16 protein-coding genes are annotated in these 17,431 nt (G+C 66.9%); 12 read left to right on the top strand and 4 right to left on the bottom strand.

The annotated features are described in order from the left end of the window. Nucleotides 1-92: 92 nt before the first annotated feature. Both AC0IZS_RS26075 and AC0IZS_RS26070 read left to right on the top strand, forming a co-directional pair. On the top strand, nt 93-1,052 hold the full coding sequence (locus tag AC0IZS_RS26075; RefSeq protein ID WP_471638330.1) for a Bug family tripartite tricarboxylate transporter substrate binding protein: 960 nt from the start codon (nt 93-95) through the stop codon (nt 1,050-1,052). A 324-nt stretch (nt 1,053-1,376) separates the two neighbouring features. Then, entirely contained in the window at nt 1,377-1,757 is a 381-nt protein-coding gene (locus tag AC0IZS_RS26070) for a hypothetical protein (protein ID WP_471638329.1), read from the top strand. Nucleotide 1,758: 1 nt separating this feature from the next. Here the strand turns inward: AC0IZS_RS26070 and AC0IZS_RS26065 are convergent, their stop codons facing one another. Further along, entirely contained in the window at nt 1,759-2,715 is a 957-nt protein-coding gene (locus tag AC0IZS_RS26065; protein ID WP_471639577.1) for a DNA-binding protein, read from the bottom strand. Nucleotides 2,716-2,876: 161 nt separating this feature from the next. Here AC0IZS_RS26065 and AC0IZS_RS26060 point away from each other — a divergent pair, with 161 nt between their 5' ends. Then, a complete protein-coding gene (locus tag AC0IZS_RS26060) occupies nt 2,877-3,950 on the top strand; it encodes a site-specific integrase (protein ID WP_471638328.1) in 1,074 nt (357 codons plus the stop codon). An 18-nt stretch (nt 3,951-3,968) separates the two neighbouring features. Here AC0IZS_RS26060 and AC0IZS_RS26055 read toward each other — a convergent pair whose 3' ends face one another. Genes AC0IZS_RS26055 through AC0IZS_RS26045 form a run of 3 tightly spaced genes read right to left on the bottom strand, consistent with a single transcriptional unit; the run spans nt 3,969 to nt 6,546 of the window. Continuing rightward, a complete protein-coding gene (locus AC0IZS_RS26055) occupies nt 3,969-4,646 on the bottom strand; it encodes a hypothetical protein (RefSeq protein WP_471638327.1) in 678 nt (225 codons plus the stop codon). Further along, nucleotides 4,643-5,638: an SMI1/KNR4 family protein gene (locus tag AC0IZS_RS26050; RefSeq protein WP_471638326.1), complete on the bottom strand. Its 996-nt coding sequence runs from the start codon at nt 5,636-5,638 to the stop codon at nt 4,643-4,645. Before AC0IZS_RS26050 ends, AC0IZS_RS26055 begins: the two co-directional genes overlap by 4 nt. Further along, entirely contained in the window at nt 5,635-6,546 is a 912-nt protein-coding gene (locus AC0IZS_RS26045) for a LysR family transcriptional regulator (RefSeq protein ID WP_057202981.1), read from the bottom strand. Before AC0IZS_RS26045 ends, AC0IZS_RS26050 begins: the two co-directional genes overlap by 4 nt. A 113-nt stretch (nt 6,547-6,659) precedes the next feature. Between AC0IZS_RS26045 and AC0IZS_RS26040 the strand changes: the two genes are divergently transcribed. From AC0IZS_RS26040 to AC0IZS_RS26000, 9 genes are all read left to right on the top strand, one after another. Beyond that, on the top strand, nt 6,660-8,783 hold the full coding sequence (locus tag AC0IZS_RS26040; RefSeq protein ID WP_471638325.1) for a 3-hydroxyacyl-CoA dehydrogenase NAD-binding domain-containing protein: 2,124 nt from the start codon (nt 6,660-6,662) through the stop codon (nt 8,781-8,783). 17 nt (nt 8,784-8,800) lie between these two features. Next, the gene (locus AC0IZS_RS26035; protein WP_471638324.1) at nt 8,801-9,982 is read left to right on the top strand and encodes an acetyl-CoA C-acyltransferase; all 1,182 of its coding nucleotides are present in this window, start codon (nt 8,801-8,803) and stop codon (nt 9,980-9,982) included. Nucleotides 9,983-9,995: 13 nt separating this feature from the next. Further along, nucleotides 9,996-11,204, top strand: coding sequence for an acyl-CoA dehydrogenase family protein (locus AC0IZS_RS26030; RefSeq protein WP_471638323.1), 1,209 nt, complete (start codon nt 9,996-9,998; stop codon nt 11,202-11,204). 10 nt (nt 11,205-11,214) lie between these two features. Continuing rightward, on the top strand, nt 11,215-12,348 hold the full coding sequence (locus AC0IZS_RS26025) for an acyl-CoA dehydrogenase family protein (RefSeq protein WP_471638322.1): 1,134 nt from the start codon (nt 11,215-11,217) through the stop codon (nt 12,346-12,348). Between the two features lie 43 nt (nt 12,349-12,391). Then, nucleotides 12,392-13,639 (top strand): CaiB/BaiF CoA transferase family protein, encoded by a 1,248-nt coding sequence (locus AC0IZS_RS26020; protein ID WP_471638321.1) that lies wholly within the window; start codon nt 12,392-12,394, stop codon nt 13,637-13,639. 62 nt (nt 13,640-13,701) lie between these two features. Beyond that, a complete protein-coding gene (locus AC0IZS_RS26015; RefSeq protein ID WP_471639576.1) occupies nt 13,702-14,697 on the top strand; it encodes a Bug family tripartite tricarboxylate transporter substrate binding protein in 996 nt (331 codons plus the stop codon). A 7-nt stretch (nt 14,698-14,704) separates the two neighbouring features. Beyond that, nucleotides 14,705-15,679, top strand: coding sequence for an NAD(P)H-dependent flavin oxidoreductase (locus AC0IZS_RS26010; RefSeq protein WP_471638320.1), 975 nt, complete (start codon nt 14,705-14,707; stop codon nt 15,677-15,679). 28 nt (nt 15,680-15,707) lie between these two features. Beyond that, the gene (locus tag AC0IZS_RS26005; RefSeq protein ID WP_471635480.1) at nt 15,708-16,457 is read left to right on the top strand and encodes an electron transfer flavoprotein subunit beta/FixA family protein; all 750 of its coding nucleotides are present in this window, start codon (nt 15,708-15,710) and stop codon (nt 16,455-16,457) included. Next, a complete protein-coding gene (locus AC0IZS_RS26000) occupies nt 16,458-17,390 on the top strand; it encodes an electron transfer flavoprotein subunit alpha/FixB family protein (RefSeq protein ID WP_471638319.1) in 933 nt (310 codons plus the stop codon). Nucleotides 17,391-17,431 lie beyond the last annotated feature (41 nt).

Here is a 17,431-nt window from a genome sequence, read left to right as displayed (position 1 = left end):
GACGCCAATGCCTCGTCCAATACTTCTCCTTTACGCACCGGATTCCCCTTTCCATCAACCGCAACAGAGCGACAAGCCAGGAGACACCCAGAATGAAGCGACGAATCTTTTCCGCAGCAGCTGCAGCCTCAGCACTTTCACTTGCTTTGCCAGCATCTGGGCAAGACCGGACCCTGAAGCTCATTGTTGGGTTCGCGCCCGGTGGTTCATCCGACCAATTGACGAGAATTCTTGCCGACAAGCTGCGCGCTTCGCTGGGGCAAAATGTCGTCGTCGAGAACAAGCCGGGCGCATCGGGACGGGTGTCGATGGCTGAGCTCAAACGATTGCCGCCGGATGGGCAAACCCTGGTCATGGCCACCAGTGGCACGCTGGTGGTGGCTCCCTGGCTATATCCCAATCTGCCGTACGATGCCGTGAAGGACTTCACGCCGATCGCGCGTGCCGCGAGCTTCGACTTTGCCCTCACCATCGGGCCTGCAGGTCCCCAACGCGATATCAAGCATGTGCTGGCCTGGATGAAGGCGAACCCTGACAAAGCCAACTTCGCCACCTCGGGAGCCGGCACATTGGGCCACTTTACGGGCGTGCTGCTTTCGCAGACCACTGGCGTCAGTCTTACCCACATACCCTACAAAGGGGGCGCACCCGCAGCGCAAGACCTGGTAGCTGGGCTGCTCCCTCTCATGGTGGACACAGCCTCTGAGACCTTGGAGCATCACAAGGCGGGCAGGGTGCGGATTGTCGCGGTGACTGGACAGGAGCGCTCCAGCGCTTTGCCCGACGTGCCTACGTTGAAGGAAGCAGGAATCAACATGACTGCGGATGGGTACTTCGGTCTGTACGGTCCTGCGGGGATGCAGCCGGCAGTCGTGCAGCGTATCGAACGGGCCGTCGCCGAGGCGCTTCGCGCCCAGGATGTGCGGGACAGGATTTCCGCGCTGGGGTTGGTTCCCGACTACCTGGATTCATCCGGGCTCAAGAAGCTGCAAGCCGAGCAGCTCAAACGCTGGGAGCAGCCGGTGAAGGCCTCTGGCTTCAAGCCAGACTGAGCAGACGTTCGTCGGAAACCTCAGTTGCGTGTGGCCGCGTTCAGCCGCCGAATCTGAGGTCCATGCCGAGGTGCCACCAACCAGATCGAGTGCTGGGTGGGGCCGGGTTCAGCCCCCTGCAACTTGATGCCTAAGACTAGATACGATGTATATTATGTTAAATAAAAGAAGCGCAATTTGAGTGATTTCTGCCCAGGCATTCCAGGCCTGTCTGGCCGATCCCTCTTTGCTCCCGCCCCTTCCTCTTCTTTTTGCTTCCCAGGGATTTGAGCTCCAGGCTGGTCCGACCAGTCGAAGCCGACCCGCCGCCCTATGATCGCGGCCATGCTGATTTGCCATCTCCAACGAGCGCTCCTGGTAGCGGCCGTCCTTGTCTCGACCACCGTGGCTGCCCAGTCGGCCAGGGAATCCTTCAGCGTGGCCGAGTCCAAGACGGCCATCCTCGACACCTTGCCCCATCCCAAGGGCACCAAGTTCCGCCAGCTGTTCCTGTCGGAGCATGGCGACTCCAAGGTCACGCTCTGTGGCGAGATCAATGCGAAAGACCGCTCGGGTACGTACCTCGGGTTCCGGCGCTTCATGGTGGATGACCTCGGTGAATCGATGCGGGACCCGATGGACACCGCCGCGGGGTCCTGGCAGCAATCGATTTTCGATCGTGTCTACAAGCGGGCGTGCTCCGACGGGTTCAAGGACGTCAAATAGCCTAGGCCCTGTTCCTGCGCACCCTCGCTTTTGGTGCAGCCCCCGGAGCGGGCGCTGGCGGCGTCGTGGGGAGCCGGTCGCGCAGTTCGTTGAGCACGGCGAGCATGTCGCTGCTGCGCGCATCGAGTTTCGCCTGCAGGCCTTGCACCTCGTCGCGGGCGGATTGCAGTTCTTGGGACAGGCCTGCTTTTTCGATCTGCAGGGCGCCCATATGCACGTCGAGCTCCCGAGCCCTGTCCAGCGCATCGGCCAGGGCCTTGGCTGCTTTCTTGCCGTCGCCTTCCAGCTGCAGCGCCAGGCGCCTGGATTCCTGGCGGGCCCGGTCGACCTCGGCATGCAGCCTGCGTTCCTGGGCCTGTGAGCGCTCTTCGAGCCGGGAGCGCTCGGCCTGGTGTTCCATCTCTCTGGCCTCCAGGCGTCGCCGCTGCGCATCCACAGCCTGGCGCAATTGCACGCCCTCGGCGCGTGCGCTGTCCAATTGCTGCTGGCAGGCCTGCAGTTGCTGCTGCAGTTCCTGGGTCTGGCGCACCAAGTCGGCGACCTGGGCATCGCGGGCCTGCATGGCCACCGCATAAGCCGCGCTGCGGTCATCCAGGCGCTGCTTTTCCCGCGCCAGCCCATCCTGCTCCTGGCGCAGTGTTTCGGCCTGGGCATCCAGTTCGGCGCGGGCGTCTGCCAACTGGGCGGCCGCCTGCTCATCCGCATGCTGGAGCGCCCTTCCCCACAGGGTTTTTGCCGCCCTCATGACGGGCCCCGGTAAGGGAATATCGGCATCTGGCGGTCCGTCATCCGGATTGGCTGGCGCCTGCAGCCTTCCGGCCAGTGAGCCAAACCACCCGTCGAGCATGGGCCCCACCGTATTGGGCGAACCGCGGCCCAGTTGCAGACGCACCCGTTCAATGGTCGGTCTCTCCCCCAGGGCGAGAACAGCGTCCGCAGCGGCCCACACCTCTTGCATCTGCACGCCGCGAGGGCCCCTCACACTTTTTGGCTGCATGGCCGAACTCCATTCTGAATTACCCACGATAATAGAAGATTATCGTGGGTGGATTGTTGAATTTGTAGTAAACAATACATCATATGTAATAAAAATTCAATAGTCGGCCGAAAGAAGTACCAATGCGCTTGCCAGCCCTCAAAACGCATGCCGTGCTGGAGCCTGGCGTGCTCTCGGATGTCACGGCGATTGCCGTCGATCAGCTGATGCGCGAGGGGGAATCCGCCAACACCCTGGCCAGCTACCGATCCGCCCTGCGCTACTGGGCCGCCTGGTTCAACGTGCGCTATGGCCAGCCGATCACGCTGCCGCTGCCGCCGAGCGCCGTTCTCCAGTTCATCGTTGACCACGCCCAACGAACGAGCGCCCAGGGCCTGGTCCACGAGCTGCCTGCGGCCATGGACGCGACGCTTGTCGAAGCAGGCTTCAAGGGCAAGCTGGGGCCCATGGCGCTCAGCACCCTGGTGCATCGGGTGTCGGTGCTGTCCAAGGCCCACCAAATACGGGACATGAAAAATCCCTGCCAGGACGCCAAAGTGCGTGAACTGCTGTCGAAGACCCGCCGTGCCTATGCCAAACGGGGGGCCTTGCCCCAGAAGAAGAACGCACTGACCAAGGACCCGTTGATGGCGATCCTGGCGACCTGCGATGCCTCCACCCTCAAGGGCCTGCGCGATCGCGCCCTCCTCCTGTTTGCCTTCGCCAGCGGCGGTCGGCGGCGCTCGGAGGTTTCGTCGGCGCAGATCAGGCACCTGCGGCAAAGCGGGCCGGCCTCGTTCGTCTACACCCTCGCCCACTCCAAGACCAACCAGACCGGTTCGGACCGGCCGGAGAACCACAAGCCCATCCAGGGAATGGCGGGCGAGGCCTTGCAGGCATGGTTGGCGGCCACTGGCATCACCGAAGGGGCGATTTTCAGGCGCGTGCGAAAAGGCGGCCGGCTGGGTGAGGCGCTGTCGGCGGCCGCGGTGCGCGACATCGTGCAGGAGCGGGCCCGTGCCGCCGGCCTGCCCGATGTGTTTTCAGCGCACTCGCTTCGTTCCGGCTTCGTGACCGAGGCCGCCACCCAGAAAGTCCCCATGGCCGACACGATGGCCATGACGGGCCATCGCAGTGTGGCAAGCCTGCTGGGGTATTTCCGGGCATCGGACGCCAGCCCGGCTGCGCGGCTGCTGGAAGAAGACGCCCAAGGTTGATGCGGGCGACGACCAGCGCTACGGAAGATCCTGCGCACGGACGCCCAGGCGCAGGCTGGCGCAGAAGACCGAGAACTCGCCGGTGTCGTCGATGGGCGGGTTTTGCAGCTGCACGAAGAGGTTGGGCGCGAACTGCACCAGCGTGACCTCGGTGCTGCCCGAACCGGCATAGATGCCCGTGTACGGGGTGCGCGTGCGCAGCCAGAACATGCGCACGATGGTCTCGCCTCTCCACGCGGGCTTGCCGCAGAAGTCGGTGGCTTGGGCCGGCTGGTCGCCGGCCTGCGCATTCGGCACCATCCAGCGGCCATCCTCGGCGCGCGTGAAGGACTCCAAGAGCGCCGTTCCCCCGGGGCCCGCGCGCGTCACCCGCACACTGGGCGTTGGAGGGCCGGCATCGATCCTCCAGTCGCACACCTTGTAGGGCGGCTGGCCGCCCTCCTCCTGGTCCTTGCATTCGCCGCGGGGTGCGGGTTCGGCCCGGACTTTGACGATGTCGAAGGCGCACGTGTGGCCCCTGCGTTCATCCGCAGAACGTTGGGGCCGGGTAACTTTATAGCCGGCAGGCAGATCGAATTCGATGCCACAGGCCGCGACATGGACGGTGGCCGCCTGCTCGGCCCCAGCGGCGGGAAGGATGCCCATGGAGGCCAGCACGGCCAGGAAGGCCAGGGTGCGGCGCGCGTGGCCGTTCATGTGGCCTCCGGGCGGACATCGGTGAGCTGCCGCAGCAGCGCCGCCCGGAAATCGGCGCTGAAGTCCCAATCGCCATCCACCTGCACCAGTTCGCCTGCACTGGCGCGCGCCTGGAACCAGTCTTCCACGAAGCCCGGTGCCCATCCGCCAGTGCCGAAATGTGCGCTGCCCACCATCGCGATGACGCCGGGGTAGGACTGCATGAAGCCTTCCATCGAGCGCACCGGCCGGCTGTGGCTGAGCAGCAGGAACTGCGTGGCGTACATCCGGTGCGAGTTCGCGTCCGCATGCAGCGCGAAAAAGCCCTTGTCCTCCACGATGGCCTCGGCCAAGTGGCGGATGGCTGCAGGCATGCGCGGGTCGGGCCACTGCTCGCACAGCTTGTGCAGCCGCGTGTTGAACGGCGCGCTGCGCACATGGAGCAGCGCGTCGTGCTTCACGTCCTCGGGGTCGTCTTCGTATGCGGATTCATGCACGAGGCCGCGCACGAAGGCTTCGAAATCCGGTGCGAGCGGCGTGATGCGGTAGTCGCTTTCCTGGTCGACATGCACCACCGCCGGCTCGCCGGCCGGCCCGCAGGCGCGGTAGTCGAGCGCGATCATGTCGTGCCCGGCCGAGGGGCAGTCGCCGAAGTAGACGCCGATGTCCGGGTAGTCCCACTCCTCGATCTTGAAGCGGCTGCCCAGGCCGCCGCACAGGCTCCACTGCTGTGCGAAGCCAATGCCCTTGAAGGCGCTGATCGCCACATGGTCGTCGGCCCAGGAACTCGGCTGGTCGGTGGGAAAGCAGCGGCGGGCCGGAATGCCGCCGTTTTGCGACTGCATCAGCGCGATGTAGCTGGCCGGCAGCCGGTAGCCCAGCGCGGCCTCAACGGCGGCAATGGCTGCAGGCGTGGGCGGTGGCTCGACATACTCCTTGCGGGCGTAGTGGCTGTCTTCCCAGAAGCCGGACAGATCGAAGCCCGAAAACGGCGTTGCCTTGGTGGCGTTCATGCGCCCTCCCCCTCTTCCCCTTGCGCGGCCCGCGCCTTGTCGAGCAGAAATTCGATGCACAGGCGCACCGCCCGCGTCTGGTGGCGGTTGGGCATGTACAAGAGGTGCATGCGGGTGCCGAAGATGCTCAGGCGGTAGTCATCCAGCGTGCTCAGCACCTCGCCGGACTCGATGGCGTCCTTCACCACGTAGTCGGGCACCAGGCCCACGCCCAGGCCCGCGAGAATGCCCTGGCGCAAAAACGGAAAATGCTCCGAGATCAGCGTGGGCTCCAGCAACAGCTCCTGGCGCTCTTCGCCCTGGTAGGCACTCAGGCGCAGCTGGCGACCCGTCACCCCAGCGGTGATCAGCGGCGCGCTGCGCAGCTCCAGCAGCGTCTGCGGCAGGCCGTGCTCCTGGGCAAATGCGCGCGAGGCGCAGGCGATGTAGCGCACTGTGCCCAGGCTGCGTGCCACCAGGGACAGCGGCGGCTCCTGGATCACGCGGATGGCGATGTCCACCTCGTCGCGCAGGTTGTCGGCGCGGTTCTCGAACAGCACGTCGAGCACGATGCCCGGGTACAGGCGCTTGAACTCGATCAGCCAGTCGCTCATCACGATCTGCCCATAGCCGCTGGGCACGCTGATGCCCACGCGCCCCTGCAGGCCCTGCCCCAGGGTGGCGATGGTCTCGCGCGCCGCCAGCATCTCGTTCTGGATGCTGCGGCCGTGCTCGTACAGGCGCAGCCCCACCTCGGTGGGCTCCACCCGGCGAGTGGTGCGCCGCACCAGCTGCACGCCCACGGACTTTTCGAGCTGGGTCAGGTGGTAGCTGACATTGGCGCGGGACACCTTGAGCTTGCGCGCGGCCTGGCTCAGGTTGCCGCTGTCGATGATTTCGACCAGCAAGGCCAAAGAATGGGAGTCCATCGGTCGATTGTTTCAAAAATTTTGACAGTCTGTCAATTCAAGCTGGGATTGTTATAAATCATTGTCACCGCAAGAATCCCGGTTTCCTAAAAGCCCATAGAGGAGACATGCGCGTGACCCTTCCAGCCCCTGCTTCTGTCGTTCGGTGGACCCCACAAGAGGGCGTGCTGCTGGTCAGCGTGGACAACCCGCCGGTGAATGCCCTGGGGGCTGCCGTGCGCCAGGGCTTGCTGGCGGCGATCGCAGCGGCCGAGGCCGATGCCGGCATCAAGGCGGTGCTCATCGTGGGCGAAGGCCGGGCCTTCATCGCCGGGGCCGACATCCGCGAGTTCGGCAAACCGCCCGTGCCGCCTGCCCTGCCCGAGGTCTGCCAGCGCATCGAAGCCTGCAGCAAGCCGGTGGTGACCGCCATCCACGGTGCGGCGCTGGGCGGGGGCCTGGAAGTGGCGCTGTCGGCCCACTACCGGCTGGCGCTGCCGGGAGCCCAACTGGGCCTGCCCGAGGTGTTGCTGGGCTTGCTGCCCGGCTCCGGCGGCACGCAGCGCGCACCGCGCCTCATGGGCGTGAAGGCCGCCACCGAACTCATGCTCAGCGGCAAGCACCTCAACGCCCAGGCGGCGCTGGCGGCTGGCCTGGTGGATGCGGTGGCCGAGGGCAGCGATCCCGTGGCCGCCGGCCTGGCCCATGTGCGCGAGCTGCTGGCTCGCCAGGCACCGGTGCGCCCCACCAGCGCCCTGCCCGGCCGCCTGGCCGACAAGGCCGCCGCCCAGGCCGAACTCGATGCCCTCCGGGCCGACACCGCCAAGGCCGCGCGCGGCCTGTTCTCGCCGCTGAAGATCATCGACTGCGTGCAGGCCGCGCTCGACCTGCCTTTTGACCAAGGCATGCAGTTCGAGCGCGCCCAGTTCCTCGCCTGCCTGGACAGCCCGCAGCGCGCCGGCCTGATCCACGCCTTCTTTGCCGAGCGCGAAGTCGCGAAGGTGCCCGAGGCCAAGGCCGCCGCGCCGCGCCCTGTGGCCTCCATCGCCGTGATCGGCGGCGGCACCATGGGCGCCGGTATCACCGTCTCGGCGCTGGACGCCGGCCTGCCCGTGACCATGATCGAGCGCGACGCGGAATCGATCGCGCGCGGCCGGGCCCATGTGGAGAAGGTCTACGACGCCCTGGTGGCCAAGGGCCGCATGAGCGCCGAGGCCAAGGCCGCCACCCTGGCGCGCTACACCGGCAGCACGCGCTATGAGGACATTGCCAGCGCCGACCTGGTGATCGAAGCGGTATTCGAGGACATCGAGGTCAAGAAGGCAGTCTTCCGGGAGCTTGACCGCGTGTGCAAGCCCGGCGCCGTGCTGGCCACCAACACCTCCTACCTGGACATCGACGCCATTGCGGCGGCCACGGCGCGCCCGCAGGACGTGATCGGCCTGCACTTCTTCAGCCCCGCCAACATCATGAAGCTGCTGGAGATCGTGGTGCCGGCCCAGGTCAGCGCCGACGTGGTGTCCACCGCTTTCGAGCTGGCCAAGCGGCTCAAGAAGGTGCCGGTGCGTGCCGGCGTGTGCGACGGCTTCATCGGCAACCGCATCCTGGCCGTGTACAAGCAGGCGGCCGACTACCTCATGGAAGACGGCGCCAGCCCGTACGAGATCGACGCGGCCGTGCGCGGCTTCGGCTACCCCATGGGCCCGTTCCAGGTGACCGACCTGGCCGGTGGCGACATCGGCTGGGCCACGCGCAAGCGCCGCGCCGCCACGCGTGACCCCAAGGCGCGCTACGTGGAGATTGCCGACCGCATCTGCGAGCGCGGCTGGTTCGGCCAGAAGACCGGCAGGGGCTTCTACCTCTACCCCGAGGGGGCCCGTGTCGGCCAAGCCGACCCCGAGGTGCTGGCCATCGTCGATGCCGAGCGCGCCCGAAAAGGCGTGGTGCCGCGCCCGTTCAACGCCGACGAGATCATGCGCCGCTACATGGCCGCCATGGTCAACGAAGGTGCCAAGGTGGTGGCAGAGGGCATTGCCCTGCGCCCGCTGGATGTGGACGTGACCTTTCTGTCCGGCTACGGTTTTCCGCGCTTTCGCGGCGGCCCCATGAAGTGGGCGGACATGCAGGGCCTGCCACAGGTGCTGGCCGACATCCGCGAATTCGCCAAGGACGACCCCCTGTTCTGGAAGCCCGCCGTCCTGCTCGAACAGCTCGTTGCAGAGGGCCGCAATTTCGACAGTCTGAACCAACCCGCCTGAACCAGGAGACACACACCATGCGCGAAGCCGTCATCGTATCCACCGCCCGCACCCCGCTGGCCAAGTCGCACCGCGGCGAATTCAATGCCACGCCGGCCGCCCAGCTGGCCGCGTTCTCCCTCACGGCCGCCGTCGAGCGCGCGGGCGTGGACCCCGCCATGTTCGAGGACTTCATCCTGGGCTGCGGCAACCCCGACGGCTTCCAGGGCCGCAACCTGGGCCGCCAGACCGTGCTGCGCGCCGGGCTGCCTTTGTCGGTGGCGGGCACCACGGTCACGCGCTTTTGCGCCTCGGGCCTGCAGTCCATTGCCATTGCCGCCGGCCGCATCGTGGCCGAAGGCGTGCCGGCGATGCTTGCCGGTGGGGTGGAAACCATCTCGGGCATGCGCCCCGGCAACAACCTGCCCACCGACATGGACCCCTGGCTGGTGGAGCACAAGCCTGCGCTGTACATGGCCATGATCGACACGGCCGACGTGGTGGCCCACCGCTACGGCATCTCGCGCGAGGACCAGGACGCCTTCTCGCTGCAAAGCCAGCAGCGCACGGCGGCCGCGCAGGCGGCGGGCCTGTTCGACGGTGAAATCATCCCCTGCGCCACGCGCATGGCTGAGAAGAACAAGGACACCGGCGAGGTCACGTACCGCGAGGTGGTCGCCACGCGCGACACCTGCAACCGCCCCGGCACCACGCTCGAAGGCCTGCTGGCGCTCGAGCCCGTCAAGGGCCCCGGCCAGTTCGTCACGGCCGGCAACGCCTCGCAGCTGTCGGACGGCTCATCGGCCTGCGTGCTGATGGAGGCCAGGGAGGCCGAGCGCCTGGGCCTGCAGCCCCTGGGCGCCTTCCGTGGCATGGCCGTGGCCGGCTGTGAGCCCGACGAAATGGGCATCGGCCCGGTGTTCGCCGTCCCCAAGCTGCTGGCGCGCCATGGCCTCAGCGTCGAGGACATCGGTCTGTGGGAGCTCAACGAGGCCTTCGCGTCCCAGGCCCTGTACTGCCAGCGCCGCCTGGGCATCCCCATGGAGCGGCTGAACGTCAACGGCGGCGCCATCTCCATCGGCCACCCTTTCGGCATGACGGGCGCGCGCCTGGCCGGCCACATCCTGCTCGAAGGCCGGCGCCGCAAGGCGAAATGGGGCGTGGTGACCATGTGCATCGCCGGTGGCATGGGCGCTGCCGGGCTGTTTGAAATATTCTGAAGCGAGGCACGACATGGATCTCCAATTCACCCCCCAGGAGCAGGCCTTCCGCGAGGAAGTGCAGGCGTTTCTGAAAGAGCAACTGCCCGCTGCCCTGGCGCACAAGGTCAAGGCTGGGCAGCGCCTGACCAAGGCCGACCAGGAGGAATGGCATGCCATCCTCAACGCGCGCGGCTGGCTGGCCAACCACTGGCCCGAACAGTACGGCGGCCCCGGCTGGAGCGCGGTGCAGAAGTTCATCTTCGACACCGAGTGCGCCGTCGCGGGCGGGCCGCGCATCGTGCCGTTCGGGCTCAACATGCTGGGCCCGGTGCTGATCAAATACGGCAACGAGGCGCAAAAGCAGCACTGGCTGCCGCGCATCCTGAGCGGTGCCGACTGGTGGTGCCAGGGCTACTCTGAGCCGGGCGCGGGCTCGGACCTGGCCTCGGTCAAGACCACGGCTGTGCGCGGATCGGATGGAGAGGGCGAGCACTACATCGTCAACGGCCAGAAGACCTGGACCACCCAGGGCCAGCACGCCAACATGATCTTCTGCCTGGTGCGCACCGACCGCGAGGCCAAGGCCCAGGCGGCGATCAGCTTTCTGCTGGTGGACATGGACACCCCGGGCGTGGAGGTGCGCCCCATCCGCACGCTCGATGGCGACAGCGAGGTCAACGAGGTGTTCTTCACCGACGTGCGCGTGCCGGCCGAGAACCTCGTGGGGGAGGAGAACAAGGGCTGGACCTACGCCAAGTACCTGCTGACCTATGAGCGCACCGGCATCGCCGGTGTGGGCTTCTCGGTGGCCGCGCTCGAAAAGCTCAAGGTCATCGCCGCCAAGGTGCAGCGCAATGGCCGCCCGCTGGCCCAGGACCCGCAGTTCGCCACCCGCATGGCCAAAGTCGAGATCGACCTCGAGAACATGAAGACCACCAACCTGCGCGTGATCGCGGCCGTGGCTGGTGGCGGGGTGCCGGGGGCCGAGAGCTCCATGCTCAAGATCCGCGGCACCGAGATCCGCCAGGAGATCCTGTCGCTGATCCGCCGCGCCATGGGCCCGTATGCCCTGCCCTACATCGAGGAAGCGCAGTACGAGGACATGGCCGACGCATCCGCAGGCCCCGCCGAGGCGGCCACGGTGGCGGCGAACTATTTCAACTACCGCAAGCTGTCGATCTTCGGCGGCTCCAACGAAATCCAGAAGAACATCATCTCCAAGATGATCCTGGGCCTGTGAGGCTGATGCGATGAACTTTGAACACACCGAAGACCGCCGCATGCTGGCGGACACCCTGGACCGCTTCGTGGCCGGGCAGTGCCCCATGGAGACCCGCAACGCCATTGCCTATGGCAGCACCGGCATGTCGCCGGCACTCTGGGGCCAGTTTGCCGAACTGGGCGCCATCGGCGCCCTCTTCCCGGAGGCCGATGGGGGCTTTGGCGGTGCCGGCTTCGATATCGCCGTGGTCTTCGAGGCCCTGGGCCGTGGCCTGGTGGTGGAGCCCTTTCTGGGTGCCTTGGTGGTCGGCCGCGCCCTGGGGGCCGCTGGCTCGCCCGCGCAGAAGGAGCGCATCGCCAGCCTGATTGACGGCAGCACCGTGGCCGCGCTGGCGCACGATGAGCCCGGCAGCCACTACGAGCTGACGCGCGTGGCCACGCAGGCGGTGCGCAATGGCCAGGGCTGGGCACTTTCGGGCGCCAAGGCCGTGGTGCTGCAGGGTGGAGAGGCGCAACTGCTGCTGGTGTCTGCCCGCACTGCGGGCGCGGTGGACAGCGAGGACGGCATTTCGCTGTTCCTCGTACCCGCCGATGCGCCGGGCGTGGTGCGCCGGGGCTACGGCCGCATCGACGGCGGGGGCGCGGCCGACCTCACGTTCGAGCAGGTGCAGTTGGGCGCCGACGCGCTGCTGGGCGCCGAGGGCCAGGGCTTTGCCACGCTGGAGCTGGCCGTGGGCTGGGGCGTGCTGGCACTGTGCGCCGAAGCACTGGGCGCGATGGAAGTGGCCAAGAAGGACACGCTCGAATACCTGCAGACGCGCAAACAATTCGGCGTGCCGATCGGCAGCTTCCAGGCGCTGCAGCACCGCATGGCCGACCTGTTGCTGGAGGTGGAGCAGTCGCGCTCGGCCGTCATCAACGCCGCTGCGGCCATGGACGCCGAGCGGGTGGCGCGCGAGCGCGCGCTGTCGGCCGCCAAGTTCACCATCGGCCGCATCGGCACCCTGGTCTCCGAAGAGAGCATCCAGATGCATGGCGGCATCGGCATGACCTGGGAGCTGCCGCTTTCGCACTATGCCAAGCGGCTGGTGATGATCGACCACCAGTTGGGTGACGAAGACCACCACCTGGCGCGCTACATGGCACTGGGACAGCCCGGCTGACCCCGGGCTCCAATTTTCCGGGACACCCTAAGGAGACTGAACCATGACCACCCAACAACCGTCCCAGGAAATCGACCTGCCCCTCGAAGGGGTGCGCGTGCTGGACCTGTCGCGGGTCTTTGCCGGGCCGCTGTGCGGCCAGGTGCTGGCCGACTTCGGCGCCGAGGTCATCAAGGTCGAGCACCCGGGCCGCGGCGACGACACGCGCGACTGGGGCATGCGCATCGGCAAGACCGAGACCACCTACTACAACAGCATGAACCGCAACAAGCGGTCGATCACGCTGGACCTGCAAAGCCCGGAGGGCCTGCAGATCATCCACGACCTGCTGCCGCAGTGTGACGTGGTGATCCACAACTTCAAGACCGGCGGCGCCGAGAAGCTGGGCCTGGGCTACGAGCAGCTCAAGGCCCTCCGGCCCGATCTCATCTACTGCGCCGTGGCCGGCTACGACGCGAGCGGTCCCGAGGCCAAGCGCCCCGGCTACGACCTGGTGATCCAGGGCGAGGCCGGCCTCATGGCGCTCAACGGCGAAGCCGAGCAGCCGCCCCTGAAGTTCGGCGTGGCGGTGGTGGACCTTGTGACCGGCATGCATGCGGCCCAGGCCGTGCTGGCCGCGCTGTTCCGCCGCGAGCGTACGGGCAAGGGCCGGCTCATCGAGATGGCGCTGTACGACTGCGGCATCATGGTCACGGGCTACTACGGGCTCGATGCGCTGCAGCTGGGCCGTGACCCCGCGCGCTACGGCAACGCCCATCCCTCGATCGTGCCTTATGGCATGTTCGAGGCGGCGGACGGCCCGCTGATCATCGCGGTGGGCAACAACGCGCAGTTCGACAAGTTCTGCCGTGTGGTCATCGAGCGGCCCGACATCGTCGAAGACCCGCGCTTTGCCACCAATGTGGAGCGCGCCAAGAACCGCCCCGCACTGGTGCCGCTGCTCAACGCCATGATCCACTCGTTCAAGCGCGACGTGCTGATCGAGCGCATGACGGTGGCCGGCATCCCTTGCGGCAGGGTTGCAGGCCTGCACGAGGCCCTGACCAGCGAGCGCACGCGCGCGAGCGGCCTGGTGCAGGACATGCCCCACCCCGTGACCGGCACCACGCCCGTGTTCGCACCACCCTACCGCCTGGACGGGCAGCGTCTGCCCGTGCGCAACGCTCCGCCCACGCTGGGCGAAGGCACGCGCGAGGTGCTGCAGCGCCTGCTCTCCCTGGGTGACGAGCAGTTGCTGCAGCTGCAGCAGCGCGGCGTGCTGACCCTGCCCGAGCAGGCTCCACCGGCCTGAAACCGCTTTTTTCTCCATCGCCTGCCGACATCAACAACACCCGAGACAACGACACCATGACAATGCACTTCAATCGCCGCACCGCTTTGCAGGGCCTGGCCGCACTGGGCAGCACGTGCCTGCTGGGCACCAGCCTGGCCCAGAGCGCCAAGGACGCCTGGCCCGCCAGCCTCATCAAGCTGATCGTGCCCTTCCCGGCGGGCGGCCCGACTGACACGGCCTCGCGCATCGTCGGGCAGAAGCTGGCCGAGCGCCTCAAGCAGGCCGTGGTGGTGGAAAACCGCCCCGGCGCCTCGGGCTCCATCGCTGCGCTGCAGGTGATGAAGGCCGAGCCCGATGGCTACACGCTGATGATGCTGGCCACCCCCACGCTGCTGGCGCCCCACCTGTACAAGAAGGCGGGCTACGACACGGTGAAGGACTTCGCCCCCGTGGCCACGGTGTACGACCTGCCCATCGTCGTGGTGGTCAACCCCACCCAACTGCCGGACGTGACCGACCTGCGCAAGCTCATCGCCAACGCCAAGGCGCAGAAGACCCCGCTCAACTACACCAGCTCCGGCGCGGGCAGCTTCGGCCACCTGAGCATGGAGCTGCTCAAGCAGATGGGCGGCTTCGACATGCAGCACGTGCCCTACAAGGGCGGCGTGCCGGCCATCACCGACACCATCGGCGGCCAGGTGCCGGTGATGTATGCCGACCTGGTGGCCGCCCTGCCCCACATCAAGGCCGGCAAGCTGCGTGCCATCGCCGTGGGGTCGCCCCAGCGCGTGGCCATGCTGCCCGACGTGCCGACCATCGCCGAGCAGGGCTTCAAGGGCTATGACGCGGTGTCCTGGGGCGGGCTGCTGGCTCCCGCAGGCACGCCCAAGGCCGTGGTGGATCGCATCGCCGGCGAAGTCCGGCAGATCCTGGCCGACAAGGAAATCCAGGAGAAGCTGCTGCACGCGGGGGCCATTGCCCGCTTCCAGGATCCGGCGCAGATGGGCCAGCACCTGCAGCAGGACTATGCCAAGTGGGGCCAACTGATCCGCGACAAGTCCATCGCCTCGGAGTGACACGGCCATGAAGACACGCATCACCGAACTCTTCGGCATACAGCACCCGATCATCCAGGGCGGCATGCACCATGTGGGCCTGGCCGAGCTGGCGTCGGCCGTCTCCAACGCGGGCGGGCTGGGCATGGTCACGGGGCTGACCCAGCGCACACCCGAGCTGCTGGCCCGCGAGATCGCGCGCTGCCGCGCCATGACCGACAAGCCCTTCGGCGTGAACCTCACCTTTTTGCCCTCGGTCAACCCGCCCGACTACCCGGGCTACGTGAAGGCCATCATCGACGGCGGCGTGAAGGTGGTGGAGACTGCGGGCAACAACCCGCAGAAGTGGCTGCCGGCGCTCAAGGAGGCCGGCATCAAGGTCGTCCACAAGTGCACCTCGGTGCGCCATGCACTCAAGGCCCAGGCCATCGGCTGCGATGCGATCAGCGTGGACGGCTTCGAGTGCGGCGGCCACCCCGGCGAGGACGATGTGCCCAACTTCATCCTGCTGCCGCGGGCCGCGGAAGAACTGACCATCCCCTTCGTCGCATCGGGCGGCATGGCCGATGGCCGCTCGCTCGTGGCCGCGCTGGCCCTGGGCGCCGAGGGCATGAACATGGGCACGCGCTTCATTGCCACACAGGAGGCGCCAGTGCACGAGAACGTCAAGCGCGCCATCGTCGCGGCCAGCGAGCTCGATACGCGCCTGGTCATGCGCCCGCTGCGCAACACCGAACGGGTGCTGAGCAACGCGGCCGTGGAACGGCTGCTGCTCAAGGAGCGCGAGCTGGGCGCGGCGATCACCTTCGAAGACATCCTGCCCGAAGTCGCAGGCGTCTACCCGCGCATCATGCAAAGCGGCGAAATGGATGCCGGCGCCTGGTCCTGCGGCATGGTCGCCGGCCTGATCCACGATGTGCCCACGGTGCAGCAGCTGATCGACCGGACCATGGCCGAGGCCCATGCCCTGATCCACGAACGCCTGGCAGGCCTCGCCCGCTGAGCCTTCCACCCACTCCAGAAAGAATTCCATGAAAGCAATCGTCGCCGTCAAGCGCGTGGTGGACTACAACGTCAAAGTCCGAGTCAAGTCGGACCAAACGGGTGTGGACATCGCCAACGTGAAGATGAGCATGAACCCCTTTGACGAAATCGCCGTCGAAGAGGCCGTGCGCCTGAAAGAAAAAGGCCTGGTGACCGAAGTCATCGCCGTCTCCTGCGGCGTGGCCCAGTGCCAGGAAACCCTGCGCACCGCCATGGCCATTGGCGCCGACCGCGCCATCCTGGTGGAAACCGACGTCGAACTGCAGCCCCTGGCCGTGGCCAAGATCCTCAAAGCCCTGGTCGACAAGGAACAGCCAGGCCTCGTGATCCTGGGCAAGCAGGCCATCGACGACGACGCCAACCAGACCGGCCAGATGCTCGCCGCTTTGGCCGACCTGCCCCAGGCCACCTTCGCCAGCAAGGTGGAACTGTCTGCCGACAAGGTCAGCGTGACCCGCGAAGTCGACGGCGGCCTGGAAACCCTGGCCCTGACCCTGCCCGCAGTCATCACCACCGACCTGCGCCTGAACGAGCCCCGCTACGTCACCTTGCCCAACATCATGAAGGCCAAGAAGAAGCAGCTCGATACCCTCAAGCCCGAAGACCTGGGTGTGGACGTCACGCCGCGCCTCAAGACCCTCAAGGTCACCGAGCCCGCCAAGCGCGGTGCCGGCGTCAAGGTGGCCGATGTCGCCGCCCTGGTCGAGAAACTCAAGAACGAAGCGAAGGTGATCTAAATGTCGGTACTCGTTATTGCTGAACACGACAACGCCGCCGTCAAGGGCGCCACCCTGAACACCGTGACCGCCGCCATTGCCTGCGGCGGCGACGTCCACGTGCTGATCGCCGGCCACAATGCCGGTGCTGCAGCCCAATCCGCCGCACAAATCGCGGGTGTGGCCAAGGTGATCCACGCCGATGCCTCCGGCCTGGAACACGGCCTGGCCGAGAACGTGGCCGCGCAAGTCCTCGCGATCGCCTCCTACTACAGCCACATCCTGTTCCCCGCGACTGCCAGCGGCAAGAACGTGGCCCCCCGCGTGGCCGCCAAGCTCGACGTCGCCCAGATCAGCGACATCACCAAGGTGGTCTCCCCGGACACCTTCGAGCGCCCCATCTACGCCGGCAACGCCATTGCCACCGTGCAGAGCCAGGACACCACCAAGGTCATCACCGTGCGCACCACGGGCTTCGACCCTGCAGCGGCCAGCGGTGGCAGCGCAGGCACCGAAACCTCCGCTGCCACGGCGGATGCGGGCAAGAGCGTCTTCGTGGGCAGCGAGATCGCCAAGAGCGACCGCCCCGAGCTGACCGCCGCCAAGATCATCGTCTCCGGTGGCCGGGCCCTGGGCAGCAAGGAAAAGTTCGACGAAGTGATGACCCCGCTGGCCGACAAGCTGGGGGCGGCCCTCGGTGCCAGCCGCGCCGCGGTGGATGCGGGCTATGCACCCAACGACTGGCAAGTGGGCCAGACCGGCAAGATCGTGGCGCCGCAGTTGTACATCGCAGCGGGTATCTCGGGGGCCATCCAGCATCTGGCGGGCATGAAGGACTCCAAGGTGATCGTGGCGATCAACAAGGATGCCGAGGCACCGATCTTCAGTGTGGCGGACTATGGGCTGGAGGCGGACTTGTTTGCGGCGGTGCCGGAGCTGGTCAAGGCGCTGTAAGGCGCAACCGGAAGCGACATTTCACCATTTCAGGAGACAAG

The organism is Acidovorax sp. AC410 (assembly GCF_979253235.1).
Note: the sequence above shows the minus strand (reverse complement) of the source record. Positions and strands in the feature narration are given on the sequence as shown.

What these genes read in the sequence shown, in the direction of transcription:
- AC0IZS_RS26075 (WP_471638330.1), top strand. Translation starts at nt 93, where the DNA reads ATGAAGCGACGAATCTTTTCCGCAGCAGCTGCAGCCTCAGCACTTTCA.
- AC0IZS_RS26070 (WP_471638329.1), top strand. Translation starts at nt 1,377, where the DNA reads ATGCTGATTTGCCATCTCCAACGAGCGCTCCTGGTAGCGGCCGTCCTT.
- AC0IZS_RS26065 (WP_471639577.1), bottom strand. Translation starts at nt 2,715, where the DNA reads ATGCAAGAGGTGTGGGCCGCTGCGGACGCTGTTCTCGCCCTGGGGGAG.
- AC0IZS_RS26060 (WP_471638328.1), top strand. Translation starts at nt 2,877, where the DNA reads ATGCGCTTGCCAGCCCTCAAAACGCATGCCGTGCTGGAGCCTGGCGTG.
- AC0IZS_RS26055 (WP_471638327.1), bottom strand. Translation starts at nt 4,646, where the DNA reads ATGAACGGCCACGCGCGCCGCACCCTGGCCTTCCTGGCCGTGCTGGCC.
- AC0IZS_RS26050 (WP_471638326.1), bottom strand. Translation starts at nt 5,638, where the DNA reads ATGAACGCCACCAAGGCAACGCCGTTTTCGGGCTTCGATCTGTCCGGC.
- AC0IZS_RS26045 (WP_057202981.1), bottom strand. Translation starts at nt 6,546, where the DNA reads ATGGACTCCCATTCTTTGGCCTTGCTGGTCGAAATCATCGACAGCGGC.
- AC0IZS_RS26035 (WP_471638324.1), top strand. Translation starts at nt 8,801, where the DNA reads ATGCGCGAAGCCGTCATCGTATCCACCGCCCGCACCCCGCTGGCCAAG.
- AC0IZS_RS26030 (WP_471638323.1), top strand. Translation starts at nt 9,996, where the DNA reads ATGGATCTCCAATTCACCCCCCAGGAGCAGGCCTTCCGCGAGGAAGTG.
- AC0IZS_RS26025 (WP_471638322.1), top strand. Translation starts at nt 11,215, where the DNA reads ATGAACTTTGAACACACCGAAGACCGCCGCATGCTGGCGGACACCCTG.
- AC0IZS_RS26020 (WP_471638321.1), top strand. Translation starts at nt 12,392, where the DNA reads ATGACCACCCAACAACCGTCCCAGGAAATCGACCTGCCCCTCGAAGGG.
- AC0IZS_RS26015 (WP_471639576.1), top strand. Translation starts at nt 13,702, where the DNA reads ATGCACTTCAATCGCCGCACCGCTTTGCAGGGCCTGGCCGCACTGGGC.
- AC0IZS_RS26010 (WP_471638320.1), top strand. Translation starts at nt 14,705, where the DNA reads ATGAAGACACGCATCACCGAACTCTTCGGCATACAGCACCCGATCATC.
- AC0IZS_RS26005 (WP_471635480.1), top strand. Translation starts at nt 15,708, where the DNA reads ATGAAAGCAATCGTCGCCGTCAAGCGCGTGGTGGACTACAACGTCAAA.
- AC0IZS_RS26000 (WP_471638319.1), top strand. Translation starts at nt 16,458, where the DNA reads ATGTCGGTACTCGTTATTGCTGAACACGACAACGCCGCCGTCAAGGGC.